At 62.2% G+C, this 25,268-nt stretch carries 23 protein-coding genes; 11 read left to right on the top strand and 12 right to left on the bottom strand.

Features of this window, described 5'->3' with window-relative positions:
• Positions 1 to 126 precede the first annotated feature (126 nt).
• Positions 127 to 930, top strand: coding sequence for a SirB1 family protein (locus KZH41_RS06700; RefSeq protein ID WP_263274558.1), 804 nt, complete (start codon positions 127 to 129; stop codon positions 928 to 930).
• Between the two features lie 1,248 nt (positions 931 to 2,178).
• Here KZH41_RS06700 and KZH41_RS06695 read toward each other — a convergent pair.
• The 4 genes from KZH41_RS06695 to hmgA all read right to left on the bottom strand — a co-directional run bounded on the left by KZH41_RS06695 (position 2,179) and on the right by hmgA (position 6,855).
• On the bottom strand, positions 2,179 to 3,549 hold the full coding sequence (locus KZH41_RS06695) for an MFS transporter (protein WP_094951895.1): 1,371 nt from the start codon (positions 3,547 to 3,549) through the stop codon (positions 2,179 to 2,181).
• Between the two features lie 75 nt (positions 3,550 to 3,624).
• The gene (gene maiA / locus KZH41_RS06690) at positions 3,625 to 4,269 is read right to left on the bottom strand and encodes a maleylacetoacetate isomerase (RefSeq protein ID WP_094951896.1); all 645 of its coding nucleotides are present in this window, start codon (positions 4,267 to 4,269) and stop codon (positions 3,625 to 3,627) included.
• A gap of 12 nt (positions 4,270 to 4,281) precedes the next feature.
• Positions 4,282 to 5,568, bottom strand: coding sequence for a fumarylacetoacetase (fahA, locus tag KZH41_RS06685; protein ID WP_094951897.1), 1,287 nt, complete (start codon positions 5,566 to 5,568; stop codon positions 4,282 to 4,284).
• Positions 5,569 to 5,571: 3 nt separating this feature from the next.
• Positions 5,572 to 6,855 carry a homogentisate 1,2-dioxygenase gene (gene hmgA / locus KZH41_RS06680; protein ID WP_263274557.1) on the bottom strand — a complete coding sequence of 428 codons (1,284 nt, stop codon included), beginning with the start codon at positions 6,853 to 6,855 and terminating at the stop codon, positions 5,572 to 5,574.
• Between the two features lie 120 nt (positions 6,856 to 6,975).
• On the opposite strand from hmgA, the gene KZH41_RS06675 reads away from it, so the two are divergent.
• Positions 6,976 to 7,755: an IclR family transcriptional regulator gene (locus KZH41_RS06675; RefSeq protein WP_094951899.1), complete on the top strand. Its 780-nt coding sequence runs from the start codon at positions 6,976 to 6,978 to the stop codon at positions 7,753 to 7,755.
• Between the two features lies 1 nt (position 7,756).
• Here the strand turns inward: KZH41_RS06675 and dacB are convergent, their stop codons facing one another.
• The 8 genes from dacB to KZH41_RS06635 form a co-directional block, all read right to left on the bottom strand.
• On the bottom strand, positions 7,757 to 9,208 hold the full coding sequence (dacB, locus tag KZH41_RS06670) for a D-alanyl-D-alanine carboxypeptidase/D-alanyl-D-alanine-endopeptidase (RefSeq protein ID WP_242154574.1): 1,452 nt from the start codon (positions 9,206 to 9,208) through the stop codon (positions 7,757 to 7,759).
• 117 nt (positions 9,209 to 9,325) lie between these two features.
• Positions 9,326 to 11,746 (bottom strand): TonB-dependent siderophore receptor, encoded by a 2,421-nt coding sequence (locus KZH41_RS06665; protein WP_263274556.1) that lies wholly within the window; start codon positions 11,744 to 11,746, stop codon positions 9,326 to 9,328.
• A gap of 233 nt (positions 11,747 to 11,979) precedes the next feature.
• Complete coding sequence (locus KZH41_RS06660) at positions 11,980 to 12,915, bottom strand: glutathione S-transferase family protein (protein WP_263274555.1); 936 nt, start codon at positions 12,913 to 12,915, stop codon at positions 11,980 to 11,982.
• 76 nt (positions 12,916 to 12,991) lie between these two features.
• Complete coding sequence (locus KZH41_RS06655; RefSeq protein WP_025855645.1) at positions 12,992 to 13,267, bottom strand: GIY-YIG nuclease family protein; 276 nt, start codon at positions 13,265 to 13,267, stop codon at positions 12,992 to 12,994.
• Between the two features lie 36 nt (positions 13,268 to 13,303).
• Complete coding sequence (locus tag KZH41_RS06650; protein ID WP_263274554.1) at positions 13,304 to 13,774, bottom strand: nuclear transport factor 2 family protein; 471 nt, start codon at positions 13,772 to 13,774, stop codon at positions 13,304 to 13,306.
• A 100-nt stretch (positions 13,775 to 13,874) separates the two neighbouring features.
• Positions 13,875 to 14,519 (bottom strand): DUF1120 domain-containing protein, encoded by a 645-nt coding sequence (locus tag KZH41_RS06645; RefSeq protein ID WP_094951903.1) that lies wholly within the window; start codon positions 14,517 to 14,519, stop codon positions 13,875 to 13,877.
• 226 nt (positions 14,520 to 14,745) lie between these two features.
• Positions 14,746 to 15,381: a response regulator transcription factor gene (locus KZH41_RS06640; protein WP_242154567.1), complete on the bottom strand. Its 636-nt coding sequence runs from the start codon at positions 15,379 to 15,381 to the stop codon at positions 14,746 to 14,748.
• A 194-nt stretch (positions 15,382 to 15,575) separates the two neighbouring features.
• Positions 15,576 to 16,298, bottom strand: a complete 723-nt coding sequence (locus KZH41_RS06635) for a response regulator (RefSeq protein WP_263274553.1) — start codon at positions 16,296 to 16,298, stop codon at positions 15,576 to 15,578.
• A gap of 537 nt (positions 16,299 to 16,835) precedes the next feature.
• Between KZH41_RS06635 and KZH41_RS06630 the strand changes: the two genes are divergently transcribed.
• The 9 genes from KZH41_RS06630 (at position 16,836) to KZH41_RS06590 (ending at position 25,268) form a co-directional block, all read left to right on the top strand.
• Positions 16,836 to 17,465, top strand: coding sequence for a DUF1120 domain-containing protein (locus tag KZH41_RS06630; RefSeq protein ID WP_094951906.1), 630 nt, complete (start codon positions 16,836 to 16,838; stop codon positions 17,463 to 17,465).
• 29 nt (positions 17,466 to 17,494) lie between these two features.
• The gene (locus KZH41_RS06625) at positions 17,495 to 18,124 is read left to right on the top strand and encodes a DUF1120 domain-containing protein (protein WP_263274552.1); all 630 of its coding nucleotides are present in this window, start codon (positions 17,495 to 17,497) and stop codon (positions 18,122 to 18,124) included.
• Positions 18,125 to 18,153: 29 nt separating this feature from the next.
• Positions 18,154 to 18,792 (top strand): DUF1120 domain-containing protein, encoded by a 639-nt coding sequence (locus tag KZH41_RS06620; protein ID WP_263274551.1) that lies wholly within the window; start codon positions 18,154 to 18,156, stop codon positions 18,790 to 18,792.
• A 40-nt stretch (positions 18,793 to 18,832) separates the two neighbouring features.
• Positions 18,833 to 19,456, top strand: a complete 624-nt coding sequence (locus KZH41_RS06615; protein ID WP_094951909.1) for a DUF1120 domain-containing protein — start codon at positions 18,833 to 18,835, stop codon at positions 19,454 to 19,456.
• Positions 19,457 to 19,494: 38 nt separating this feature from the next.
• Positions 19,495 to 20,118 carry a DUF1120 domain-containing protein gene (locus KZH41_RS06610; protein ID WP_242154562.1) on the top strand — a complete coding sequence of 208 codons (624 nt, stop codon included), beginning with the start codon at positions 19,495 to 19,497 and terminating at the stop codon, positions 20,116 to 20,118.
• 88 nt (positions 20,119 to 20,206) lie between these two features.
• Positions 20,207 to 20,836 (top strand): DUF1120 domain-containing protein, encoded by a 630-nt coding sequence (locus tag KZH41_RS06605; RefSeq protein WP_094951911.1) that lies wholly within the window; start codon positions 20,207 to 20,209, stop codon positions 20,834 to 20,836.
• A 2-nt stretch (positions 20,837 to 20,838) separates the two neighbouring features.
• Positions 20,839 to 21,576 carry a fimbria/pilus chaperone family protein gene (locus KZH41_RS06600; RefSeq protein WP_094951912.1) on the top strand — a complete coding sequence of 246 codons (738 nt, stop codon included), beginning with the start codon at positions 20,839 to 20,841 and terminating at the stop codon, positions 21,574 to 21,576.
• A gap of 81 nt (positions 21,577 to 21,657) precedes the next feature.
• Positions 21,658 to 24,126 (top strand): fimbria/pilus outer membrane usher protein, encoded by a 2,469-nt coding sequence (locus tag KZH41_RS06595; RefSeq protein ID WP_263274550.1) that lies wholly within the window; start codon positions 21,658 to 21,660, stop codon positions 24,124 to 24,126.
• An 11-nt stretch (positions 24,127 to 24,137) separates the two neighbouring features.
• Positions 24,138 to 25,268: a DUF1120 domain-containing protein gene (locus KZH41_RS06590; RefSeq protein WP_263274549.1), complete on the top strand. Its 1,131-nt coding sequence runs from the start codon at positions 24,138 to 24,140 to the stop codon at positions 25,266 to 25,268.

Below are 25,268 nucleotides of genomic sequence, written 5' to 3'. Positions count from 1 at the left end.
CGAAGTGCGCTGGAATAAGCCGCCCGATTTCACAGCCCCAGCGACATAAGCAGGTCGGATATTGCTTAAGTCACTGGACGAAAATTCACCGCAAGGCTAAAACAGGGGCATCCGTCGGAGAATGCAATGAATCCCCGCACAGCCTTTTTCGCCTGCCTGGACCGTTCACCCCCTGCGCTGTTTGAAGCGGCGCTGTGGATTGCTGCCGAGCATGACCCGGCCGTGCAGCCGCAGGTGATCCTGCAAGACCTCGCCGTGCTGCAGCAACAGGTCAGCGTGGGCATGCCCATGTTGCCGGCGGATGAACTCGGCCAGCCGCTGCTGCGGCGCCTGAATGACCTGGGGTTCGCCCAGGACGACTTCACCCCCCTGCGCCCCGCCGCCGCCCTGCTCGACAAGGTGCTGCAGCGCAAACGCGGGCAGCCGCTGGCGATGGGGCTGATCGCGCTGGAGATGGCGCGGCGCCTGGATATCCCGATGGCGGGCGTGAACTTCCCGGGGCATTTCCTGCTGCGGGTGCCCGGTGCCGATCACCTGCTGGACCCGTGCGGTGGGCGGCGTTTGTACCCCAATGACTGCCGCGAGTTGCTGCACCGTCAGTACGGGCCGAATCTGAAGTTGCAGGCCGACCATCTGCTCAGCGCCGAACCACGCTCGATCCTGCAACGCTTGTCACGCAACCTGCGCCAGTTGCACCTCTCCAACGATAACCCATTGGCCGCTCTGGTCGATGCCGAACGTGTGTTGGAGCTGGGCAATGCCAGCGCCGCCGACTACCTGGCGCGGGCCAGTCTGTACCAGCGCCTGGATTGCCCAAGCGCCGAGCGCTTTGACCTGGAACACGCCTTGTTGCTCAGCGAAGACCCGATCCAGCGCCTGCGCCTGACAGAGCGGCTGGGGCACCTGCCGCCCAACTCAGTGGTGCATTAATGGGGTAGGAGCTGACTTGCCTGCTATAGCGGTGAGTCAGCCATACATCTGTCACTGATACACCGCTATCGCAGCATAGGTATCTACACATCTTTTTATGGGTTGAGTTCTTTGGTTGTCGCGGGGGCGCTGGGTACATATCCGTTATTTGGGTAACGGCTGCTATGGGTTCCGCTCTTACAGCGGGTCACTTTTGGAAAAAGAGCCCCAAAAGTAACCAAAGGGCTCTTGCCCCACCACTCGGCACCTCGCCTAGGCTCGGTGTGCCCTCACTCCGGCTTTGGACCGTGGGCCGCCGCCATGGGCCATCCTTGGCCCATCGCGGCTAAACCGGCGTCCTGCCGGTTTACCCACGCTCAAAGCCTGCGTTCGGCCAGCGTGGTTTAACGGGGCGCCTAAGATCAAAAGCAGATCAAGATCAAAAGCAAGAGCACGGCGGCCTAGTAGCCGACCTGAGTGGTTAGATCAAAAGCGAAGCCAAGGCGGCCTGACAGCCGACCTGATAGTGGACGCTGAACTCAATCTAATGTGGGAGCTGGCTTGCCTGCGATGCAGACACCTCGGTCTATCAAGTACACCGAGTTGATGCCATCGCAGGCAAGCCAGCTCCCACAGAAAAGCAGAGCACTGCGGTCTGGCAGCCGAACTCGGTCAAAATTGTGGGAGCGGGCTTGCTCGCGAAGGCGGTGGGTCAGCCAGCTCATGTGTAACTGACCCACCGCCTTCGCGAGCAAGCCCGCGCCCCACATTGGGATCTCATTACATCAGCTAGATAGGGTGGTGCTCTGCTTCTGCTCTGCTTCTGCCTTGCTTTTGCTTCTACCACTCAGGTCGGCTACTAGGCCGCCGTGCTCTTTGCTTTTGATCTGCTTTTGATCTTGATCTGAGGCGCCCCGTTAACCACGATGGCCGAACGCAGGCTTGAATCCGTGGGTAACCCGGCAGGACGCCGGGTTAGCCGCGATGGGCCAAGGATGGCCCATGGCGGCGGCCCACGGATTCAAGCCGGAGTGAGGGCATGCCGAGCCTAGGCGAGGCACCGAGTGGTGGGGCGAAGACCTTTGCTTACTTTTGGGTCTTTCCAAAAGTGAGCCGCTGTAAGAGCGGAACCCTACGAAGCCGTTACCGCAGCAACGGATATGTACTCAATCTACCTAAACCATCGCAGGCTAAAAGCAACACAAAAAGTTGCGTAGACACCCATGGCTATCGCAGGCAAGCCAACTCCCACATTTGATTCGCGTTGAATCAGTGATTGGCCGGCGCTTTGAGAATATCGCTGTGCAGCGGGTCCTTCGGCGCATTTGAGCCAGGCGAACGCACTTGAATGATCAACAACGCGGCGATCACCGCCGGAATCGCGCAGAAGAAGAAAATCTGCTCCACCGGAATATGCATTGCCAGCAACAGGCTGCCAAACAGCGGCCCCAGGATTGAACCAAATCGCCCCACTCCGAGCGCCCAGCCGGTGCCGGTGGCGCGCACGTGCGCCGGGTAGAAATTACTGGCGAACGCATTGAGGGTCAGCTGGCCGCCGATAATGCAGAACCCCGCGGCGAACACACAGGCCACCAGATAGCGCGGATTATCGTGGTTCAAGCCGAGCAGAACGGTGCACACGGCAGCCGCCGCCAACACACCGGACAGTAGCCGCACTTTGCTTTTCAGGCGGTCGGCAAACCAGGCCATGCCAATCGCGCCCAAGGTGCCGGCAAACAGGAACATTGAGGTCACCAGATTGGCTTCCTTCAATTCCAGGCCGCTTTCCAGCAGCAGCGACGGCAACCAGCTGATCATGAAATACAGCAGGATCAGGCTGACAAAAAACGTCGCCCAGATCAGCAGGGTCGGGCGCGCGTAGCCGTTGCGGAACAGCTCCACCACCGTGAGTTTGCTGCCTTGTTCCTGGCGGTTTTCGGCCTCGCTCGCCGGCGGCGGTTGCCAGTCGGGCAGCATGCGCGCCGTGACTGTGCGCAACCGCGTATATGGCGATGCATCGCGCAACAGGCGCGGCAGCGACTCAGGCAGCCGCCACACCAGGAAAGGAAACAGCAGCAACGGCGTCACACCACCGGCCAGGAAGACCGCCTGCCACCCGTAGCCTTCGATAAACCCCGCCGCCACGAAACCGCCCGCTGCGCCGCCGAACGAGAAACCACAGGCTGCCAACGTCACCATCAAGGTGCGCATGCGGGGCGGCGAATAGTCCGACATCAGCGCCATGGCGCTCGGCATCGCGCCGCCCATGCCGATGCCGCAGATAAACCGCGCGGCCATCAGGCTGGTCAGGGAATTGGCGAACACCATCAGTACCGTGAGGCTTGCGTAGATCAACACGCAGCCAAGCAGGATACGTCGCACGCCGAACCGGTCGGCCAGCGGCGTTACCAGCAACGAGCCCAACGTCAGGCCCAGCAGGTTGGCGCTGAACACGGGGCCGAACGCGGCTTTTTCCAGGCTCCAATCCTTGGCCAATGCCGGCACCACATAACCCAGCACCTGGGCATCATAGCCATCGGTTACCAGCAGCAACGCCAGCAACAGGAGGATTAACCACTGGTAGCGCGACACCGGACGGGCGTCGAGTGCCGCGCGAAAGCTGGCAATCTGATTGTGCATCGCAAGGTACCTGTTATTTTTATAAGGATGACGCCGATCAACTGTGGGAGCTGGCTTGCCAGCTCCCACATTGATTTAGGGTGTGGCAGGGGTATCGGGTTGATTAGCCGGATGCGCCTGCACAAATGCCGGATGCTGCGCCGCCAACGCCGCTACCCGCCCGATGCGCGGGTACGCCGCCAGCGGCACTTTGAAGCGCTCCGCCGCGTACAGCTGCGGAATCAGAAACGCATCCGCCAGCCCCGGCTGTTCGCCAAAGCAATAACCCTTATCCCCGATCAACTGCTCCACGGCGCCCAAGCCCTGGCTGATCCAGTGCCCGATCCATTCGACCACGTGCGCCTCATCGTGCCCCCACTGGCGCAGCAGGTTCTGGGTGCTGGAGTTGTGCAGCGGATGGATATCGCAGCCGATAATCGACGCCACCGCACGCTCATGGGCGCGGGTCGCCAGGTCTTTGGACAGCAGCGGCGCCTGTGGATAACGCTCCTCCAGGTACTCGATGATTGCCGGCGACTGAATCAACAGTTCGCCGTCATCCGTACGCAAGGCCGGCACCCGACCTTGTGGGTTAATCGCCAGGTATTCAGGCTGGTGGTTGGCACCGCCCGGTGGCACCAGCAGGTTGACTGGCACTGCGGTGAAATCCAGCCCCTTGAGCGCCAGCGCGATACGCACCCGGTAGGACGAGGTAGAGCGGTAGTACGTGTAGAGTTCCATCGCCCTGCCCTCTTAGCGTGCCGCGACCACGGTGCCACGGCATTCGCCGAAGCCGATGGAGGCAAACCCTTCGCGGCTGCAACGCGCACGCAGGATGATTTCGTCGCCGTCTTCGAGGAACTTACGCACCTCGCCGGAGGCCAGTTCAATCGGCTTTTTGCCGCCTTCGGTGATCTCCAGCAGGCTGCCGAACTGCCCCGGCTGCGGCCCGGACAAGGTGCCCGAACCGAACAAGTCACCGGCCTGCAATTGGCAACCGTTGACGCTGTGGTGCGCAACCATTTGCGCCACGGTCCAGTACATGTGCTGGGTATTGCTCAGGGTCAGGCGATGTTCCGGCAGGTTTTGCTCACGCATCGCGGCGGTGCTCAGCAACACTTCCAGTTCGATATCAAAGCCGCCGGCCGCCTGGTCACGCGTGTCCAGCAGGTACGGCAGCGGTTGTGGATCGCCCTGCGGACGCGCCGGTTGCGCTTTACGGAACGGTTCCAGCGCTTCGGCCGTCACCACCCATGGCGAGACGCTGGTGATGAAGCTTTTCGACAGGAACGGCCCCAACGGCTGGTATTCCCAAGCCTGGATATCCCGCGCCGACCAGTCGTTGAGCAGGCAGAAACCGGCGATGTGCTCGGCGGCGTCGCCAATCGCAATCGAGTCGCCCATGGCATTGCCCTGGCCGATCCAGATGCCCAGTTCCAATTCGTAATCCAGGCGCGCGCAGGGGCCGAAGGTTGGCTCGGTCTGGCCGGCCGGCAGGGTCTGGCCTTTAGGGCGACGTACCTCGGTGCCCGAGGGGCGAATGGTTGAGGCGCGGCCGTGATAGCCAATCGGCACGTATTTGTAGTTGGGCAGCAAGGGGTTGTCGGGGCGGAACAGCTTGCCGACGTTCTGCGCATGTTCGATGCCGACGTAGAAGTCGGTGTAGTCGCTGATTTTTGCCGGCAGGTGCATCTGGCAATCAACGGCGCGGTGCAGCACCTGCGCGTCACGGGTTTGCAGCTTGCTGCCTTCGGCGAGCAACTCCAGCAGGCGTTCGCGCAAGGCCACACGCGGGCCACGGCCGAGTTCGAAAAAGGCGTTCAGTTGGCCGCCAACGGTGGCTTCGACAGCGCGACGCGCCTCACCGTCAAACTCGTCCAGGGCAGCATGCAGGTCGAGGATCGCGTCGCCAATCGCTACGCCGCTGCGCGGTGCCGAGCCGTTGATGCTGAACACGCCCAGCGGCAGGTTCTGCAGGGGAAAATCGCGGTGACCGTTGGCGGAGGTCACCCAGCTGCGGGTTGGCATGGGTTGAGTCATCGGTTATCTCCGGTTCGGGTTGAAGGTGGCGGGTAGCGAGGCCCAGCACGCGTCGTAAGAGGGTTGCAGTTGCGGGCATTCCAGGGCGAACTGAGTCGGGCGCAGCACTTGGCTGGTCTCGAACATGAAGGCCATGGTGTTATCGATCTTGTGCGGCGCCAGTTCCACGTTGATGGCCTTGGTGCACGTCTCGCCGTCCGGGCCGTGGGCGCTCATGCAGCTGTGCAGCGACGCGCCGCCAGGCAGGAAGCCTTCGGCCTTGGCATCGTAGGCGCCCAGGATCAGGCCCATGTATTCGTTCATCAGGTTGCGGTGAAACCACGGCGGACGGAAGGTGTTTTCGGCGACCATCCAGCGCGGCGGGAAAATCACAAAGTCGAGGTTGGCCAAGCCGTGCACGCTGGTGGGCGAGGTCAATACGGTGAAGATCGACGGGTCCGGGTGATCGAAACTCACCGTACCGAGGGTGTTGAAACGGCGCAGGTCGTATTTGTACGGCACGTTATTGCCGTGCCAGGCGACCACGTTCAGCGGGGAATGGTTCAGCTCGCAGGCCCACAGTTCGCCGAGGAACTTCTGCACCAGCGTTGTCGGTTTTTTGTGGTCTTCATAGTGGGCCACCGGGGTGAGGAAGTCGCGCGGGTTGGCCAGGCCGTTGCTGCCGATCGGCCCCAGGTCCGGCAGGCGCAGTGGCGCGCCGTGGTTTTCCGCGACGTAGCCGCGCGCTTGGGCGTCCAGCAGTTCGACGCGGAATTTCAGGCCACGCGGCAGCACCACGATTTCCAGCGGCGCCACTTCCAGCACACCCAACTCGGTGGCGATGCGCAGCCGGCCCTGCTCCGGCACGATCAACAGTTCGCCATCGGCGTTGAAGAACACGCGCTCCATCGAGCGGTTGGCGCGGTAGTTGTAAATGCTGATACCTGAGGGGTTTTCCGACCCCGAGTTGGCGACCATGCCTACCAGCCCGTCGATAAAGTCCGTTGCCTCGGCGGGAATATCCAATGGGTTCCAGCGCAACCGATTCGGCGTCACCGCGCCCAACGGCCCACCGGCCAACTGCCGCTCAAGCTTGACGAACGCCGGGTGATTGGCCGACGGCTGAATGCGGTACAGCCAGGTGCGGCGGGCTTCGCTGCGCACCATGGTGAAGGCAGTGCCGGAGAACAGCTCGGTGTACAGGCCGTAAGGGGCTTTTTGCGGGGAGTTCTGGCCGACGGGCAGCGCGCCAGGCAGGGCTTCACTGGCGAATTCATTGCCGAAGCCCGATTGGTATTCGAGGTGCATGGATCATCCTCTGAGCGGAAGTTGTTTTTATCGTAATCCAGTTACGCATAACGTAATTTGATCACTATCGACCGTCAAGCTATAAAGACGCCCATTCATCTCTCGGATTCTCGCCCTTCCATGGAAAAGCCCCGCGACACCGGTAAACAGAAAGTCCGCTCGGCCGAAGTCGGCACCGACATCCTCAAGGCCCTTGCGCAACTGTCCCCGGCCACTTCGCTGTCGCGCCTGGCCGAGCATGTGCAGATGCCAGCCAGCAAGGTCCACCGCTATTTGCAGGCGCTGATTGCCTCAGGCTTTGCTGAACAGAATACCGCCACCAACCACTATGGCCTGGGCCGCGAAGCATTGCGTGTGGGCCTGGCCGCGCTGGGCAGCATGGATGTGTTGAAGGTCGGTGCCCTGCCCCTGGCGGAGCTGCGCGATGAACTGAATGAAACCTGCTTTTTGGCGGTGTGGGGCAACCAGGGCGCGACCGTGGTGCACATCGAGCCTGCGGTGCGCGCGATCACCGTGGTCACACAATTGGGCTCGGTGTTGCCGCTGCTCAGCTCGTCCACCGGGCTGGTGTTCAGTGCTTACCTGCCATCGCGGGAAACCGTGGAATTGCGCGAGCGTGAGATTCAGGCCGGTATCGCCCATGCGCTGGCGGACGATCAGGCGTATGCCACCGCCTGTGAACAGATCCGCAGCCGTGGCCTGCACTTTGTGCATGGTTTGCTGATGCCCGGCGTCGATGCGTTGTCGGCGCCGGTGTTCAACGCGGTCGGGCACGTGGCGGCGGTGATGACCGTGGTCGGCCCCACTTCACTGTTCCATGCCGACGAGGATGGCCCGGCGGCGCAGCGCTTGCTGGCGGCGACCCGGGCCGTGAGTTGGCGCATGGGCTATCAGCCCTGAATCAATCGCCCCAGCGTGACAGGGCCACCGCCACGCGGTTCTCCAAGGCCTTCACCTGCGCGCCGGCGACCACGTAGTTGTTGCTGAGCATCGAGAACACCAGCTGGCGCCCATGGGCGTCGGTGATGTAGCCGCTCAAGGACGACACGCCGCCCATGGAGCCGGTCTTGGCGTGCAGGTTGTTTTCAGCCGGCGTGCTGCGCAGGCGATAACTCAGGCTGCCGCCGGTCATGCGGTCGGTGTTGCCGGCAATCGGCAGCGCGTTGTACCAGGCGTTGAACCACGGCTGTTTGCTCGCGGCCAGCAGCAGGTCGGTGAGGGTTTGCGCCGACACCAGGTTCTGCCGCGACAGGCCGGAACCGTCGACCTGCTTCAGCGTCGCGGTATCCACACCCTGGCGCTTGAGAAACCCGGCCACTGCCATCGCCCCCGCCGCCGCTGTGCCGCTATTCGCGGTCTGGCGGCCCATGGCCTTGAGCAACGCTTCGGACATGTTGTTGTTCGAGAGTTTCAGCAGCGGCGTGATCAGTTCCTGCAACGGCGCCGATTGATGCTCAGCCAGCACGGTCACGCCGGCCGGGCTGGTAGCCCCCATCACTCGACGGCCCAGCACGGTGATGCCCTGCTGCTTGAGGGCTTGTTCAAACAGATTGGCCACCAGTTGCGTCGGTTCCCAGACGCTGACCAGTTGTGGGCTCTGCCGGCCCGGTGCCACGGCGCCGCTGAGCTGCAGCAGGTTGGTGCCGTGGCGGCGGTTGATGCCATAGGTGTTACCCGGCCCACTGACGGCGCGGTTGCTCAATTGCAGGTAGTCGGTGGGCGGGAAGATCTCGACGTTCACAGGCACGCCGACGCGCACCGGCGCCTTGGCCGTGACCAGCACACTGCCTGCATCAAAATCCGAATTGGGGGACACGGTCAGCGCTGAAATCTGCGCGCCGTAGTAGGTGGTTTCATCGTCATGGGACCAATCGACGCCCAGCCGCTCGGCGTCAAACCAGGTGTCGTCGAACACCAGATCGCCTTGCACCTGGCGAACGCCTTGGCTGGCCAGTTGCGCCGCCAGGGCCTGGTAGTCGGCGAACTGAATGGTCGGGTCGCCCAGGCCGCGCAGGTAGAGGTTGCCGGTCAGGCGATCGCCCTGGCGTATGCCGTTGCTCAGCAGTTGCGTGGCGAACCGGTATTGCGGCCCCAATACGTCCATCGCTGCGGCGGTGGTCAGTAGTTTGAGGTTGGAGGCGGGCACCAGCCGTGTGCGTGGGTTGTGTTGGTAAAGCGTGTTGCCGCTGCGCGCGTCACGCACCATTAGCGACACCGTGGCGCCCTGCAGCGCCGGGTCGGCCAGCAATTGATCAAGGGCGTTGGAGGTCGGCGAAACACTCGCGCAGCCGCCCAGTAAAAAGCTCAAGCCCACCAACAGGGTGCTGGTGTGTATCCATCTGCCCAACTGCATCAGTACCGTTTTCCCGCAAAGTCTTCAGTGGCGGCAACGCTACCAGCTCCTTACCTTTGTGGCGAGCGGGGGCTGTCGTGGCGAGCGGGCTTGCCACAACAAGCCTCGCTTTACACATTAAAACTGAAGCGTACTGGACACCGACACCTGCCGCGCATCACCCAGCGACACAAACACCCGGCTCGCGGCGGAGGCGTAGTAAGTGCGATCAAACAGGTTCTTCACATTGAGCTGGAACTTGACCTTCTGGCCTTCGATCTTGGTGTCATAGGTGGCAAACGCGTCTGCAACGGTATAGCCGGGCAGGTTGAAGTCGTTGGCGGCATCGCCAGCGCGTTCGCCGACATAACGGGCGCCCGCGCCAACCCGCAGTTGATCACCCCCGAACACATTGCCGAAGTCGTAGACCGCCGAGAGAGAGCCGGTGTGTTTGGCCACGTTTTGCAGGCGGTTACCCTCAAGTGTCGGGTCTTTGTCCTTGATGTCTTCGGCATCGGTGAAGGCGTAGCTGCCGATCACGCTCCATTGGTCGGTCAACTGGCCGGTGGCGTCCAACTCCAGGCCACGGGAACGCACTTGGCCAGCAATGCTGTAAATGGTGTTCGCCCCCGAACCCACCGACACCAACACGTTGCGTTTATCGATATTGAACAACGCCGCGCTGGCGGTAATCCGCCCAGGAATGTCGAGTTTGGCCCCCAATTCCCAAGACTTGGATTCCTCCGGTGTGAGGTCGCCGGTCAAGGTGCTGCCATCGGCCAACGCGGCAATGGTGGAGTTGGGTTTGAACGACTCGGTGTAGCTGCCGTAGAACGACAACTCATCCGTGTAGCGGTACACCAGGCCGGCACGCGGCACCCAGGCTTGGCCATTGCCGTTGGTGTTGGCCTTGAATGGCACACCTTTACCGGCGTATTGGTCGTACATCTGATAGCGCACGCCGCCCACCAGGATCCACTGATCGGTCAGGTGAATGGCGTCCTGGAAGAACAGTGAGTCGCTGCGCAGCAGGTCGGTCTGAGCGCTGTCCTTGGCGCTGACGGTGGTGCCTTGCACATCCTTGCCGTAGACCGGGTTGAGGTAGCTGAAGGCACTGCCTTGCGACTGGCGGATCAGGTCGGCGCGATAGATCTTGCGGTACTCATCGTCCAGGCCGAATACCAGATCATGCTGCATGCCACCGACGTTCACCTTGCCCTCCAGGCTCATCGTGGTGAAGCGGTCGGTGGTCAACGCGCCCCGGGTGCCGTCCATACTGCGGGTCAGGGTGCCGTTGGGGTTCACCGAAACAATGCGCACTTGGCTGGCGTCGTAGGTCTCGCGGTTCCAGCTGTAGCCGAAATGCGCCTTCCAGTCGTCGTTCAGGTCGTGGTCGACTTCCAGGCGGTACAGGTCGGAGCGGCCCTCCATGTTGTTGAAGGGTTCATCCAAGCGACGGGTCGTGGGGATGTTCAGCGGGCGGTTGGTCTTGGGGTCGATGGCGGTACCACGGTCGAACGGCGAGAGGAATTCGCGGTGTTCATAGGCGAACACCACCTGGGTGGTGTCGCCGTACCAGGCCAGGGACGGTGCCACCAGCGTTTCGCGGTGGGTGCCGAAATTGCGCCAGTAATCTTCGTCTTCATGGTCAACGATCAGGCGATACGCCAAGCCGCTGTCGCCAATCGGGCCCGTGGTATCAAGGTTGCCGCCGCTGCCGTTCTTGCCACCACCAAAGGTCGAGCCGCGCGCGGTCAGGGAAGTGGACTGCACCAGCTCGGGCTTTTTGCTGACGATATTGACCACGCCACCTGGGTCCTGAATACCGTAGAGCAGTGAGGACGGGCCTTTGAGCACTTCGACGCGCTCGGCGGTGGCGTTCAAGGCACGGCCCTGCACCACCGGCATGCCGTCTTTCATAATCGAGCCGTTACGGTTATCGCCAAAGCCGCGCAGCATCACCGCGTCCTGGGTGCTGGCCAAGGTGTTGGCCTGGGTGATGCCACTGATATTGGCGAGGGCGTCATCCAGGTTGCGTGGGGTCTGGTCGCGCAGCACTTGGGCGGGCACTACGTTGACGGTTTGCGGGGTTTCCAGCAGCAGGCCATGGGAGCGCATCACCGAGCTGGTGGGCGGTGGCTGGTAGCTGGTGCTGTCCTGGGTCTGGCCGGCGCCGCTGATGGTGGTGGCACCGAGGTTGACCGCGCCGTCGGTGGGCACGGGCTCCAGGGCCAGGGTGCGGGCGTCGATCTGGCGGAAGGTAAAGCCTGAGTGACCGAGCAGGCGTTGCAGGGCCTGGGTCGCGCTCATCTGCCCGCTGACCGCCGGGGCGCTGAGGCCGTAGGGCGCTTCGTCGGTGTAGATCACGCTGATGCCGGTGACCCGGCTGAAATCACTCAGGGCCTGGGGCAGCGGTTTGGCCGCCAGGGCAAAGTTGAACTGGGCGCTTTGCTGCTCCTGCGCGCGCGCCACGCCAAGGGGCAGCAACGCCAGCCCCGACACCGCCAATACCGAGGCTCCCAGCCACTGTTTTACCCAACCGCCCGCCGTCGATTTCATGCTGTGAGAACCCGTGTAGAAAACGCTGTTAATGCGAATAGATCGCAGTTTCAAGCACTACACGGATGGGCGGTGGATTTACCTCACCTTTGTTTGCAAATATTTTTATCACGATCGTTCCCACGCTCTGCGTGGGAATGCCGCTCAGGACGCTCCGCGTCCCGCCGTTGACGCCTGCGCAGGGGCGACGCAAGCGTCACGGGCTGCGTTCCCACCCAGAGCGAGGGGAACGATCATTGCGCTTGAATGCGGAAAGCCAGGCGTGGAAAGTGCACATGCACGGTGCCGCCGCGCTCGTCGGCGCGCCGCAGGATCAGCTCTTCGCGCCCGGCAAACAGCAGCTCGCCGGCCACCAGGTCGGTGCCGTAGTCGGTGGCGCAAATGCTGACTTGCTGGCCGGGCTTGAAGCCGTTCAAGTCTTCGAACTGTTCATCCGGCAAGGCCGCAGGTGTCGCGTTACGCGCCACTTCCAGGGCTTGCTCGGCGCTCATCTCACTGGCGGTGCCATGGCCGAAGCTCAGCACCCGGTTCAACCAGGTGGCGACGGCCGGATAGGCATCCACCCACGGCGCCGTCACCGACGAGCCTTTGAGGAACCACAACGGGTGCGCCAGGGCAAAGTCGGCAATCGACGGCTCCCCGAACAGGAAGTCGCCCGCCTGGTGCTGCAATTGCTGATCGATGCGGCTGATGATCGTCGGCCATTGATGCTTGGCGAGGTCCAATTGCACGCGGGCGGCAGTGCCGCCGCTGAACAATTTGGCGCGGTCAGCCACCAGCACTTCCAGCATCTGCGGCGGCACCTTGGCGAACTTGACGGCCAGGGATTCGGGTTGGAACACCAGTGCGACGGCATGCGAGAACACCAACGAATCGGCCCAGGCGGCGAAGCTTTGGGTGACCAGTTCCAGGCCTTGAGGAAACAGCGCCGGTGTGGACTTTTCCTGCTCCAGGCGGCGGGCGATCAAGGCGGTGTCGCAGTAGATATCGGCGCCGACTTGCAGCACCGGCGTCTTGCGGTAGCCGCCGGTCAGCGCGATCAGGTTCGGTTTAGGCATTACCGGCGAGATAAATACCGAGCGCCAGGACAAGCCTTTGAAACCCAGCAGCAGGCGGGCTTTTTCAGCGAAGGGGGACTGCGGGTAGTGGTGCAGGATCAACTCAGACATGCTTGGCTCCGCTCAAGTCAGTGAGCCGCTAGCTTAGCCCGCAACACTCAGCGCGGGGGCGATGGGAACCCATCAGTCAAATCAATGAACCACTCGCCGCCAGGCACTCCTTGGCGCTTTTCTTCAACTTTTTGATCAGCCGCTCCTGGCGCAGCGCCTCGCCCTTGCTCGCGCATTGCTCGGTGTATACCAACGCCACGGCCGGGCTGGACAGGAAGAACCGCGCACCCTTGCCGCTCTGGTGCGAGGCAAAACGGCGCACCGGGTCATTGCTGATGCCGCAATACAGCGAGCCATTGGCGGCGCGCACCAGGTAGACGAACCAGGGTTTGGGTTCAGGAAGATCAGTCACAGGTCATTTCGGCAAACCAGAGGAGCGCCAATCTTATCAACGACTGGCCTGGAATGCCTTCAAGCCTTTGAGCGCCTGGGCGCGCACGGCGTTTTTCAGCGCAGGCGACCAGCCCAGCAGCAGCCCCTTGAGGCCCAACGCCTGGCGCGACCAGCGCCATAGGTCGAAGTGGTCGTGGTGCTCGCAGATCTTGCCATCGCGAAACACGAACCGCGCACCGATATCGTTGATCACGGTATTGCCGGTGGCGCTGAACAAGTAGGTCGCCACCCAGTGCGCGCTGCCGGTGGCTTCATCGCTGCGCACATGGTCGAACGTCAGGGAAAAGTCCTTGGCGCGGGTGGTCAGCATGCGCCACATGTCCCCGGCATCGCGCCCGCGCAGCTCGCCGAACGCCGGGTCGCTGAACAGCACATCGTCGGTGTAACAGGCTGCCATCGCTTCAGCATCCAGCCGCTGGAAGGCACTGTAAAACTCGGTGATCAGGGCGTTGTGGGCATCACTCATGGGCAGGTTTCGCACGATGGTCAGGGGTGCTGAACGATAGTCCGCGCCACGCCGGAAAGCCATGGCTATTCGCCACGGGAATGAGTGATGCCCGGCGGGGTTACAGGTACTTGACCTCCAGGGTGGCGCTGCCGTCTATCTTTGTTTCTTCAGCCGATGGCAGATACTGCTTACGCGTGAGGGTTGTGCTCACGACGACATCGACTTTGAAGGCCGTCATTGTCAAGGGCGTAAGCCCTGCGCTACTCGGGTCTCTGACGGTGCGCCTGAACCCCGGCTGCCAGACCGCATTGTTGGCCTCCAACCACGTATCACTCCCCTCCCAGGATTCGATCAGGCTACCGACTTGACCATCGGCGGTAGCATTGGCCATTTTCAATTGGTACCGACCGATCTTTTGACCGTTGCTCGCCAAGTTCAAACCAAAACTTGACGTATCCCCTCCCCCATTCGTAGACGTCGCGGTACCGGGGCGGTTATCCGTAATTTTAACGGCCATCATCATCGGCCCATTACAGCTAACCTCCAACTGCAGCGTTGCGTCTGGCAGTTCTTTCTCGTTCGCAGGGAACTCCTGAAGCGAGATTTTTCCGTAATCCACCACCCCGTTATTGGACAAGATTGGCGTACAGGCCGAGGGTGTGATCACACCGACGACACCGAGATCCACGCTGGACGCGGCCATCACATTTGAAACACCGGCCAGCAATAATGCGGCGGAAATAAGTACACGAGACGCTTGCATTCACTGCTCACTTTCGGTCGATTATTCACAGGTTGAACAGGCACAAAAAGGCGCGTCGCCAACCTGAAAGTTCGACTCATCTAATAGACTAGGAATGGATGCCGCCCACACGACTGGCAGGGCAACGGCGTCAAGTTAAAGGATGGTTTGTTCACGCTGAATACACGTAATACGAATCCCACCGGCGCGCGCGGTTAGTTAACGGTCGTGATCTATCTGCAACGTTCTACGGCACCATCCCAGCGGCACGCGCATAGGCGAACAAGTCCACATCCGTCGAGATACACAGCCGGTGCATGGCCGTGCTTTTCTGCTTGCTGATCGTGGAAATGCTGCGGTTGACCCGCGCCGCAATCTGGCTGACGGTCATGCCGCTGGCGAGCATGCGCACCACCTCGCGCTCCTTGCCGGACAACTGCGGCGTTTGCGATTGATCCCCCGTACCGGCCTCGATCAACTGCTCGCGCAAGCACTCACTGGCGTAGGTCTGGCCCTTGGCAACCGCCTTGATTGCCAAGGGCAGCTCCTTGGCCGAGGCTTTTTTAGCGACGATGGCCCGCGCGCCATGGGCGAAAGAGGCACGCAAGGTGGCGACGTTGGCGAACATGGTGACCAGAATCACCGGCAGCGTCGGGTACTGGCGCCGTAGCAGGCTCAGCAACACATAGCCGTCGGCTTGAAGCCCGCCGGGCATGGCGAAATCGGTCACCAGCAAGTCACAGGGTGTGGTGCTCAGCAGTACCAGCAATTCATCGGGGCCGCTGGCTTCACCGACGACTTTGCACTGGCCGCTCGCTTCAATCACCACCCGTTGCCCGATGCGGACAATGGGGTGATCGTCGGCAATGATTACTCGAAGCATAGATACTCACGGATGATGGCAACTTGAATCCGGGCAAAATACCCCCGCCGGCGATCTTCAACAACCGCCGGTCGCACGCACTTTTCAGCCGCGCCCAATGCCCTGTAGCGACTACCTATAAACCTACAAAATAAAAAGAAAGCACCCACATACAAAAGCCACAACAGAAGGAATGAATTCCTACAAAAAGTACGTCATAGCGCACTGACGTACGCGAAATAGCGTTCGAGGTCGTGCTCAAACACCTCCAGGCTCAACAGGTGCACCGCCACGCCATCGGTGCGGACCTGCTCAATCAGCACACTGCCCCGCACCTCCAGATCATCGCAGCCTAAGAACGCCAAGCCGCCCAACAGACGGTGCAGCCGATCCAACACGACTTGGGTGTTCGAGGTGATGCGCGCATGCGCAAGGTCCGCACAGTCGTTGCGGGCTTCGTACAACAGGCTGGCGAGCATCTGGTCCACCACCTGTTCGCTGCCAAAGGTTTGGACCATACCCGCGCGAGTTGGCCAGCCCATGGCGGCCTCAGACTCCGGTGCCGACATTTCGCACGGAGGGCCAGGCAGCCACCGCGCAAGCACCTCGCACAGCTGTGCGAACGTGAGTGGTTTGAGCAGCCAGGCATCCATTCCGGCATCGCGGCAGCGCTGGGGGTCATCAGGCAGCAGGTTGGCGGTGAGCGCGATAATCGGTACCCGTCGCTGGCCGTTTTCCAGCTCGTGAAGGCGTATTGCACGGGCCAGGGCATAACCATCCATGCGCGGCATATGGCAGTCGCTGATCACCAGGTCGAAGCGTCTGCGGGTGATGCAAGCCAAACCTTCACAGCCATCACCGACCACCTCGTGACCCAGCCCGAGCTTTTGCATGAACCAGCCCAGCAGCAGCCGATAGGCCGAATGATCCTCCGCCACCAATACCACCAGGTGTCGCCAGTGTTCTGGGGGGACGAAACGCGATGGACCCTGCTGCGAAGAGACATCGCTCGAAAGCACTCTCGCTCACCTCGTAGTTGTTGTCGGTGGTGCAGCGCCCGTGGTTCAGCGATAAGCCTGGAACTGGATGAGGAGCGCTGACGCGACAGTTGAAGGCTGAGCACGCTGTGGCGTCTCAAAAGCACTCAAGTGACTGTCATCGCGCAGCGAAGCTAGCCTTTCGAATGCCAGCTTGGCGATACAACAACTACGAAACTGATCTTTTGCCTACATTAAGCCGTTAACTATTCTGACACGGAACAGGCTGTTTTCCCTCCTCAGCGTCATTGTCGTAATAGTTGTATGTCCCCCATAACCCCCCCTCGCTAGATTACCGCCCACTCTTGCCGGGGACGGTGCGCCGCCCCCGGCAACTCTTAAAAAGTGAACAGCCGCCTAGCAACCGTTGACCCCGTTCCAGCAGCAACTGGCAGCGAGTGTCCCCACGGCGTGGCTCAACGTACTGGAGCGCCCTAAATGAAAAACCTCTTCGCCCTGCTGAGCACCACCTTGTTGGTGACCGGCGCCTCAAGCGTGTTTGCCGCCAGCAGCATCGACCTGACCGTCCAGGGCCTGATTACCCCCAGCGCCTGCGCGCCCAGCCTTTCAAGCGGCGGGATCATCGACCACGGAAAAGTCGCGGCCAAGGATTTGAAGCTGGACAACTGGACGCTCCTTAGCAAGCACAGCCTGCAACTGGAGATCACTTGCGATGCGCCAACCCTCCTGGGCCTGCAGGGCATCGATAACCAAGGCAATTCCCATGACCCGCTGAACAGCTATGGCCTGGGCCTGGTCGATGGCAAAAAACTGGGCAATTACGTCTTGGTATTCGTCAACCCAACAGCCGACGGCGCACCAATCTCCGTGCTCGAGTCCCGGGATAACGGCCTCACCTGGCGGGAAAACTTTCCAGGCGATATCTGGCCGGCCTCCTACCTCGCCTCGTTTGGTGATCGTTCAACGGGCAACTGGGCACCTACACCGGTCCAGCACCTGACCTCAGAACTCAGAGTGGAAACCCTTATCGCCCCGACTGCGGGGATGAACCTGACCAACGAGGTCCCCATCAACGGTTCCGCCACCGTTGAAGTGAAGTACCTGTAAACCACCGCTAACCACAAGGATGCAATGCCATGATTCGTCCCTTCAGCGCCCTCGCCACGACCCTGTTGATAATCGGCGCCGGCCCTGTATTCGCCGCCAGCAGCATCGACCTGACCGTCCAGGGCCTGATTACCCCCAGCGCCTGCGCGCCCAGCCTTTCAAGCGGTGGGATCGTCGACCACGGAAAAGTCGCGGCCAAGGATTTGAAGCCGGACAACTGGACATCGCTTGACACCCACACCCTGCAACTGGAGATCACCTGCGATGCGCCAACCCTGTTGGCCCTGAAGAGCATCGATAACCAGGGCAATTCCCATGACCCGTCAAACACCTATGGCCTGGGCCTGGTCGACGGAAAAAAACTGGGCAATTACGCCTTGGTGTTCGCCACCCCAACAGCCGACGGCGCACCGATCTCCGTGCTCGAGTCCCAGGATAACGGCCTCACCTGGCGGGAAAACATTCCCGGCGATCTGTGGCCGGCCTCCTATCTCGCCTCGTTTGGTGATCGTTCAACGGGCAGTTGGGCCCCCACTCCGGTCCAGCACCTGACGACAGAGCTCGGCATACACACCCTTATCGCCCCCACTGCGGGGATGAACCTGACCAACGAGGTCCCCATCAACGGTTCCGCCACCCTTGAAGTGAAGTACCTGTAAACCACCGCTAACCACAAGGATGTAATGCCATGACTCGCCCCTTCAGCACCCTCGCCGCGACACTGTTGATGATCGGCGCCGGCACTGTATTCGCCGCCAGCAGCGTCGACCTGACCGTCAAAGGCCTGATAACCCCCAGCGCCTGCACACCGATGCTGAGCCAGGGCGGCATGGCCGACTATGGAAAGATCGCCGCCAAGGACTTGCAGGAAAACCAGGCAACCCCATTGCCGACCACCACCTTTCAATTGAGCGTGAGCTGCGAGGCCGCGACGCTGTTTGCACTCAACGGTGTGGATAACCGCGCAGGCTCGGCCAGCAGCCCTGGCGATGATTCCTATGGCCTGGGCTTCATCAATGAAACAGAGCGGCTCGGCGACTTCCTGATCGTTCTCACCAACTACCGCGCCGACAACCAGCCGGTCAGCAAGCTGGCCTCAAGGGACAACGGCGCCACCTGGATCGAGAACAGCGAGGACGCTATCTGGATGCGCAGCAGGCTCACCGCCTTCGGTAACAACGCCGGCGGCAACTGGGCGCCCATCGCGATCATGACGCTCAATAGCGACTTGACGATCCATCCCTCTATCGCCGCCACCAGTGGCCTGACGCTGACCCAGGAACAACCGATCGACGGCTCCGCCACCCTGGAACTGCGCTACCTGTAACCCACCGGCTTCACTGCATCGCTCACAAGGACCTGTGCCCATGGAAAGATTCACGCCCGCCGCTCTTGCCCTGCTGCTGGCTGCCTGCGCCCCCGGCGCATTTGCGGCCAGTAATACCGACTTGAGTGTCACTGGGATCATTACCCCCAATGCCTGCACCCCAAACCTGTCCAATGGCGGCGTGATCGACCATGGAAAAATGACCGCCAAGGACCTGCAACAGACTAAACCCACGTTGTTGGACCCCTCCGAAATGCAGTTTGAAGTGCATTGCGACGGCGAGACATTTTTCACCCTGACCACCGCGGACAATCGCGCCGGCACCTCGGCCATCAACCCGGCGCACCACGGCCTGGGGACCACGCCTGAAGACCAAAAACTGGGGAGTGTCGCCTTCACGTTATTCGATCCGATTGCGGATGAAACCGCAGTCAACGTGATCGTCTCGCGCAACGGCGGCGCTAACTGGAGCTTATCGCCCTACTTGGGGCACGAAGCACTGACCTCGTTCGCGGCAACGGGCGGCCCGAACACGCCCATCGCCATTAAAGACCTCAGGGCGCGGCTGCGCGCCTTCACCGTCATCGTGCCGTCCCGCGACCTGACCCTGCTCGATGAAGTGCCCATCGACGGCCAGGCCACGCTGCAACTCAAGTACTGGTAATTGAGCTTCTCCTCAGTCCCTCATTTAGGAGCAACACCATGAGCAAGTCCCTCAATACCGTGCTCGGCGGCCTGATGCTCGCGGCTGCTGGCACTGCCTTTGCCGCCTCCAGCGTCGACCTGACGGTCAAAGGTCTGATTACCCCAAGTGCCTGCGTCCCGGCGCTGTCCAACGGGGGCGCGGTGGACTACGGCAAAATTTCGGCCAAGGATTTGAACGCCGACAAACAGACCGCTCTGCCCCTAAACATCCTGCAATTCACCGTCACCTGTGACGCCGCCACCCTGATGGCCATGGAGGCCAAGGACAACCGCGAAGGGTCTGACAGCAACAACGATTTGATGGAGTTTGGCCTGGGCCTCATCAACGGCACGGAAAAACTCGGCAACATGACCCTGCAGCTGTTGAATTCGGTCGCCGATGGCGTGCCGATCAACAGCGTCGGTTCCTACGACGGTGGCGTCACTTGGAGCTCCGAGCGCAACCTGATGCGCGACAACCTCCTCGCACCCGCCGTGGCCGGCGTCAATTCGCCGATCCCAGTCCAACTGTGGGCCGCGGACTTGTACGTTCAGCCCCAGATCGCCAAAACCAGTGAGCTGACCCTCACCAACGAAGTCGCCATCGACGGTTCGGTGACCCTCACCGTGCGCTACTTGTAACGGCATCCGAGTCGAGCAAAGGCAGGCCTTAAAACGTCTGCCCTTGCCCTGTACACACACGATGAATCAGGCAGCCGGCCCCCATCCCATGAAGCATATTTATTCACGCTTTATCGCCACGTTTTGCCTGCTCGGTGCCAGCTCGCTGGTGCTGGCGTCGTCCAGCATTGAGCTCAACGTTACCGGTCTGATCACACCCAGCGCCTGCATCCCCACGTTGTCTGCCAATGGCATCGTCGACCACGGCAAGCTGCCGGCACGCAACCTCAACCAGCACGAATTCAGCCCCTTGCCCACTCAAACGCTGGACCTGAGTGTGAGCTGCAACGAGCCGGTGCTGTACGTATTGGTGGGTGTGGACAATCGCGCCGACTCCTCGCTGGGGCCGGGCTTTTATTACGGCCTGGGTACCAATATCCATGTGCCTTCCGAGCGGCTGGGCACGGTTTCCCTGGGATTTCGCGAGGCCATGGGCGACGGCGAGCGCCTACTCGTGCTGGCCTCCAGCAACAAAGGGGAGACCTGGTTTCCAGAGTCCAATGCCTTCCCGAACATCTACATGGGGTTCGCCCGCCCGGGCACGCTGGTGCCCGAACCCCACCGCCTGGTGAACGCCAGCCTGCAAATCAACACGTCCATCAATGCCGCCGCCTATTTGACTCTCAAACAGGAAGTGCCGTTGGACGGTTCCATCGTGCTTGACCTGAGGTACTTGTAGCCATGCCTGCCCTACCCTTTTTCACCCGCGCCTTCATCTTCGCTCGCGTGAGCGGTCTTTACTTCGCTGCGCTCACGCTGGCAATCGGCGGCCCTGCCTTGGCGCTGGCCGACGGCATGGTGCCCGACACCTCGGTGGTGATCGTTAACGAGGCCGATGGCGAAGCGTCGGTGACCGTGACCAACACCGACGATAAGCTGGCCCTGCTGCACGTCACCCTTGAAGACATTCCCGAAGACAAGGCGACGCTGCTGTTTGTCACCCCGCCCCTGGCCCGGGTCGAACCGGGCAAGAGCCAGCTCATCCGCTTCATCCTGCAATCGCCCGAGCCCTTGGCCACCCAACGCTTGAAACGGGTGATCTTCGAAGGCATGCCACAAGGTCGTTCGGCGGCCCAGGCCGGCCACGCCCAAGTCGGTGTGACGGTGCGCCAGAACCTGCCGGTGATTGTGCATCCCAAGGGCCTGGCCCCCAACCGCACGCCCTGGACCGGGTTGGAGTGGCGCCTGAACCGTGACCAATTGAGCGTGCACAACCCGAGCCCTTACGTGGTGCGCCTGGCCCAGGAACTGCGACTGCTGCCCGGCAGCGGCTCGGCCCTGCTGCCGCGCACCTATGTGCTGCCGGGTGAAACCCTGAACGTAACAGCCAGCGGCACCGGCGCAAACCGCGTGCAACTGCAGCCGGCCACGGTGTATGGCTTTGCCGTGGCACCTTACGAAGCACCCCTCACCCTCTAAAAACTCATCACCTTATAAAAACTCATCGCCCTATAAAAAAGAGTGGCTTGCCAAAGCCACCCAACACTTGAGTACGACCTTGTGAGCACAGTAATAACTGACCGCGACGGCAGCGCCGTGCCTGGCGTTTCACCGCACCGCGCACGCACCCTACTCACCGGGCTGGCACTGACCCTGGGCGGCGCACTGCCGTGCGAGACAGCGCTGGCGGGTGACGCGCTGATCGCCGGTTCCTTCGACCCCCAGACCTTGTCACGGCGCGGCATCGACCCGGAACTGGCCAACCTGCTGCTGCAAGCCCCGCGTTTCACGGCAGGCCGGCATGCCGTCAATTTGAGTGTCAACGGCCTGCGTCGCGGCCGAGTGGATGTGGAGTTCGACCGCCAGGGCAGCCTCTGTTTCAACCGCGCCCTGCTGGATGCGGGCAACCTGACAGTGCCCGATGAGAACGGGGTGCCCACCTGCCAGCGGTTTATCGAACGCTACCCGCAAACCGTGATCGAGCAAGACCCCGCCGCCCTGAGCCTGGCCCTGGTGGTGTCAACCGACGCCCTGCGCCCTGCCCAGCAAGACATCTCCGGCTACCAGACCGGTGGCCAGGCCTTGCTGCTCAACTACGACTTGACCGGCCTCTACAACGAGTTCGGCGACACCACCAGCCGCTTCGGCTCAGCCAACACCGAAGTCGGCTTCAACGCCGGCGACTGGATCGTGCGCAGCCGCCAGGTGAAAACCTGGCAGGACCGCCGCTCGCGCACCACCCACTTGGATGCCTACGCCCAGCGCACATTCGCCGAGCAGCAGGCAGTGTTGCAGGCCGGGCAAATCAGCCTCTACAACCCGGTGCTGGCCGGCACGCAGATTACCGGCGCCCAAGTGCTGACCGAAACTGCGCTGCAAGACCAGAACCAGGGCGCGACTATCACCGGTATCGCCAACAGCCCGGCCCAGGTGGAAATCCGTCAGAACGGCGCGTTGATCCACTCCACCGTGGTACCCGCCGGGCCGTTTGCCCTGCCCGATGTGCGCCGCTTGAACAGCCGTTCCGACGTGGAAGTCACGGTCAAGGAAACCACCGGCGAAGAACGCCGCTTTACCGTGCCCGCCGCTATGCTCGGCCTGGGCCTACCGGCGCCGGGCTATTCGGTGGCGGCCGGGCGTGTGCGCCAGATCGGCGACAGCGATGGCCGCGAGCCCTGGGTGGTCAGCGCGGGCTGGAGCGGCCCGCTGCACCCGCAACTGAGCCTCAGCGCAGGCGGGCTGGTGGCGGACGCCTATCGCTCAGCAGGCGCAAGCCTTGGCTGGTTGCCCTGGCAGGACAGCCAACTGCAGTTCTCCGCACAGGCAGCCCAAGCCAGCCCCAAGCGCGAGGGCACAGAGCGCGGGGTGCAAAGCGATGTGTCCTGGTCGCAGCGCTTGAATGACAGCTGGTCGGTGAGCACCGCAGCTTCCTGGCGTTCCCAGGGTTACCGCGACCTTGAGGATTCAACCTACGTCGGCAATAGCGACGATCAACAGCGCTCGCGCTACCGCGACCAGCAGAGCGCTACTGCGTCGTGGGCGCATCCGGCCTTGGGTGCATTCAGCGCCGGGGTCTCACGCACGGCGTCTTACAACGGTGAAAGCAGCAGCCGCGCGCTGGCGTCCTGGGGCACCAGTTTTGGCCGGGTGTCGGTGTCGGCCAGCGCCGAATGGCAGGTAGGCGGCCGCCAGCAGAACGACGACAGCATTTACCTGAACATCAGCGTGCCGCTGGGTGAAACCCGCCGTGGTCGCGCGTGGGCACGCAACGCCGGCGGCGAGCACCGCCTGGGTGTGGGCGTGAACGAGCAACTCAACGATCAACTGAGTTACCGAGTGGGCGTGGAGCGTGACAGCCGTGACCGTGAAGTCGAGTCGTCGGTCGGCGTGTCGGCACTGCCGTGGTACAGCCAGCTGGACTTCAACTACACCCGCAGCGACGACGAACGAGCCAGCTACCAAGGTGGCGCGCGCGGCGGGGTGGTGTTGCATGGGGACGGCGTGACCTTCTCGCCGTACCCGGTGCGCGACACGTTTGCACTGGTGTCGGTGGGCGAAATGGCCGGCATCAAGGTCACCACCCCAAGCGGCCCGGTATGGACCGACTGGCAAGGCCAGGCCGTGGTGCCGCAAGTCAGCGCTTATGGGCGCAGCCCGGTGGAAGTGCAGACCCGTTCGCTGCCGCGCAACGCCGATATCCACAACGGCCTGGCAGTGATCGCCGCCGGCCGTGGTGCCGTGGACAAAGTCCAATTCGGTGTGGCCCTCACCCGGCGTGCGCTGTTGAACGTGACCACCGATAACGGCCAGCCGCTGCCACGCGGCGCAACCGTGAGCACCACTGAAGGCGAGTTCATCACCCTGATGCAGGAAGGCAGCCAAGTGTTCCTGCCCGACGTGCTTGACCCGCGCCCGCTGTGGGTCAAGGCACCGGGGCAGCCACGTTGCCGACTCACCTTTGAACTGCCGGAAGACGCCGACCCCGAGGTGTATTTCGAAACCGCACCGGCCCGGTGCCACCAGCCATGAGGACTCACACCATGGGCCTGAAATACACGTTTTACCCCCTGAGCCTGGTGCTGCTGAGCGCCAGTGCCTGGGGCGCCGAAGAATGCCAGCTCAACCTTAGCCAGGCGCAACTGGACTTCGGCCTGATGAACCGCGCCGTGGCGTTGGCCCCCGCGCCCGAACGCTTGCTGGGCGAGCGGCGTATCAGCCTGACGCTGAACTGCCCGCAGCCCACCGACCTGGGCGTGTTTTATCGCGGGCTGAGCGCGGGGCCGGAGCGCTTTCTCTTTACCGAGCGCGGCAGCTACGGCCTGCGTGTCAGCGAAGCCGTGCTGGACGGCCAGGCGGTGGAGTTGGGTTTGATTGCGGGCCAGGGGCAGCCGCCCTCCGCTGTCAGCGCCCAACTGCACTGGCAACCGGACCACGGCCTCGTGCCGATGCGCGGCGGCGTGGCAGTGACCGGGCGCAACTTGTCGATGCAAATCAACGCCAGTGCCTGGGCCCGCGAAGACGCCGCGCGGGTGCGCGATGCCGTGACTTGGGATGTCGCCGGGTTGTTCGACGCCGTCGCTGCCGGGCGCTCGCGGGAACTGCGCCTGCAAGCGCGCTTTGCCCCGGCGGCGTGTACACCCGTGCTGTCCAACGGCGGCCATGTGGAGCTGGGCAAGCTGTCGGTCAGCGACCTGAATCTGGACAAGGACACCGTCCTGGCCCCACGCCCCTTGTCACTGAGTGTGACGTGCGACGGGCCGACCGCCTTCGCGTTGCGCATGCAAGACAATCGCCTGGGCTCAGCCACCGGCGGCGCCGATGAAAGCGCTTATGGGCTGGGCCTGGACGCGCGCCGACAGAAGATCGGCCGCTACCGGCTGTTGTTCGACCCTGCGCGCATCACCGCCGACAACTTCGCTCGAGTATTCCAAACCGACTCCGCCACCGGCACGCAGCCCTGGAGCAGCGCCAGTGCAAGCGTCGCTGCCGTGGGCGCCAATCGCTACCTGGGTTTTAGCGCTGCATCCGGCAGCACCGGCGGCCCCAGCGCCATTCAAAACCTCAACGCCACGTTGAGCCTGGAAGCGGTCATAGCGCCCTTGGGCTCACTGGATCTGAGCAGTGAGGTGCGGCTGGACGGTGCGGGCACTCTCGAAATTCACTATTTATAG

Source organism: Pseudomonas sp. YeP6b (assembly GCF_025642995.1).
GTDB lineage: Bacteria > Pseudomonadota > Gammaproteobacteria > Pseudomonadales > Pseudomonadaceae > Aquipseudomonas.
Note: the sequence above shows the minus strand (reverse complement) of the source record. Positions and strands in the feature narration are given on the sequence as shown.

What these genes read in the sequence shown, in the direction of transcription:
- KZH41_RS06650 (WP_263274554.1), bottom strand. Translation starts at nt 13,774, where the DNA reads ATGAGTGATGCCCACAACGCCCTGATCACCGAGTTTTACAGTGCCTTC.
- KZH41_RS06600 (WP_094951912.1), top strand. Translation starts at nt 20,839, where the DNA reads ATGCCTGCCCTACCCTTTTTCACCCGCGCCTTCATCTTCGCTCGCGTG.
- KZH41_RS06640 (WP_242154567.1), bottom strand. Translation starts at nt 15,381, where the DNA reads ATGCTTCGAGTAATCATTGCCGACGATCACCCCATTGTCCGCATCGGG.
- KZH41_RS06660 (WP_263274555.1), bottom strand. Translation starts at nt 12,915, where the DNA reads ATGTCTGAGTTGATCCTGCACCACTACCCGCAGTCCCCCTTCGCTGAA.
- hmgA (WP_263274557.1), bottom strand. Translation starts at nt 6,855, where the DNA reads ATGCACCTCGAATACCAATCGGGCTTCGGCAATGAATTCGCCAGTGAA.
- maiA (WP_094951896.1), bottom strand. Translation starts at nt 4,269, where the DNA reads ATGGAACTCTACACGTACTACCGCTCTACCTCGTCCTACCGGGTGCGT.
- KZH41_RS06620 (WP_263274551.1), top strand. Translation starts at nt 18,154, where the DNA reads ATGACTCGCCCCTTCAGCACCCTCGCCGCGACACTGTTGATGATCGGC.
- KZH41_RS06605 (WP_094951911.1), top strand. Translation starts at nt 20,207, where the DNA reads ATGAAGCATATTTATTCACGCTTTATCGCCACGTTTTGCCTGCTCGGT.
- KZH41_RS06695 (WP_094951895.1), bottom strand. Translation starts at nt 3,549, where the DNA reads ATGCACAATCAGATTGCCAGCTTTCGCGCGGCACTCGACGCCCGTCCG.
- KZH41_RS06675 (WP_094951899.1), top strand. Translation starts at nt 6,976, where the DNA reads ATGGAAAAGCCCCGCGACACCGGTAAACAGAAAGTCCGCTCGGCCGAA.
- KZH41_RS06645 (WP_094951903.1), bottom strand. Translation starts at nt 14,519, where the DNA reads ATGCAAGCGTCTCGTGTACTTATTTCCGCCGCATTATTGCTGGCCGGT.
- KZH41_RS06630 (WP_094951906.1), top strand. Translation starts at nt 16,836, where the DNA reads ATGAAAAACCTCTTCGCCCTGCTGAGCACCACCTTGTTGGTGACCGGC.
- dacB (WP_242154574.1), bottom strand. Translation starts at nt 9,208, where the DNA reads ATGCAGTTGGGCAGATGGATACACACCAGCACCCTGTTGGTGGGCTTG.
- KZH41_RS06700 (WP_263274558.1), top strand. Translation starts at nt 127, where the DNA reads ATGAATCCCCGCACAGCCTTTTTCGCCTGCCTGGACCGTTCACCCCCT.
- KZH41_RS06625 (WP_263274552.1), top strand. Translation starts at nt 17,495, where the DNA reads ATGATTCGTCCCTTCAGCGCCCTCGCCACGACCCTGTTGATAATCGGC.
- KZH41_RS06610 (WP_242154562.1), top strand. Translation starts at nt 19,495, where the DNA reads ATGAGCAAGTCCCTCAATACCGTGCTCGGCGGCCTGATGCTCGCGGCT.
- KZH41_RS06615 (WP_094951909.1), top strand. Translation starts at nt 18,833, where the DNA reads ATGGAAAGATTCACGCCCGCCGCTCTTGCCCTGCTGCTGGCTGCCTGC.
- KZH41_RS06665 (WP_263274556.1), bottom strand. Translation starts at nt 11,746, where the DNA reads ATGAAATCGACGGCGGGCGGTTGGGTAAAACAGTGGCTGGGAGCCTCG.
- KZH41_RS06590 (WP_263274549.1), top strand. Translation starts at nt 24,138, where the DNA reads ATGGGCCTGAAATACACGTTTTACCCCCTGAGCCTGGTGCTGCTGAGC.
- fahA (WP_094951897.1), bottom strand. Translation starts at nt 5,568, where the DNA reads ATGACTCAACCCATGCCAACCCGCAGCTGGGTGACCTCCGCCAACGGT.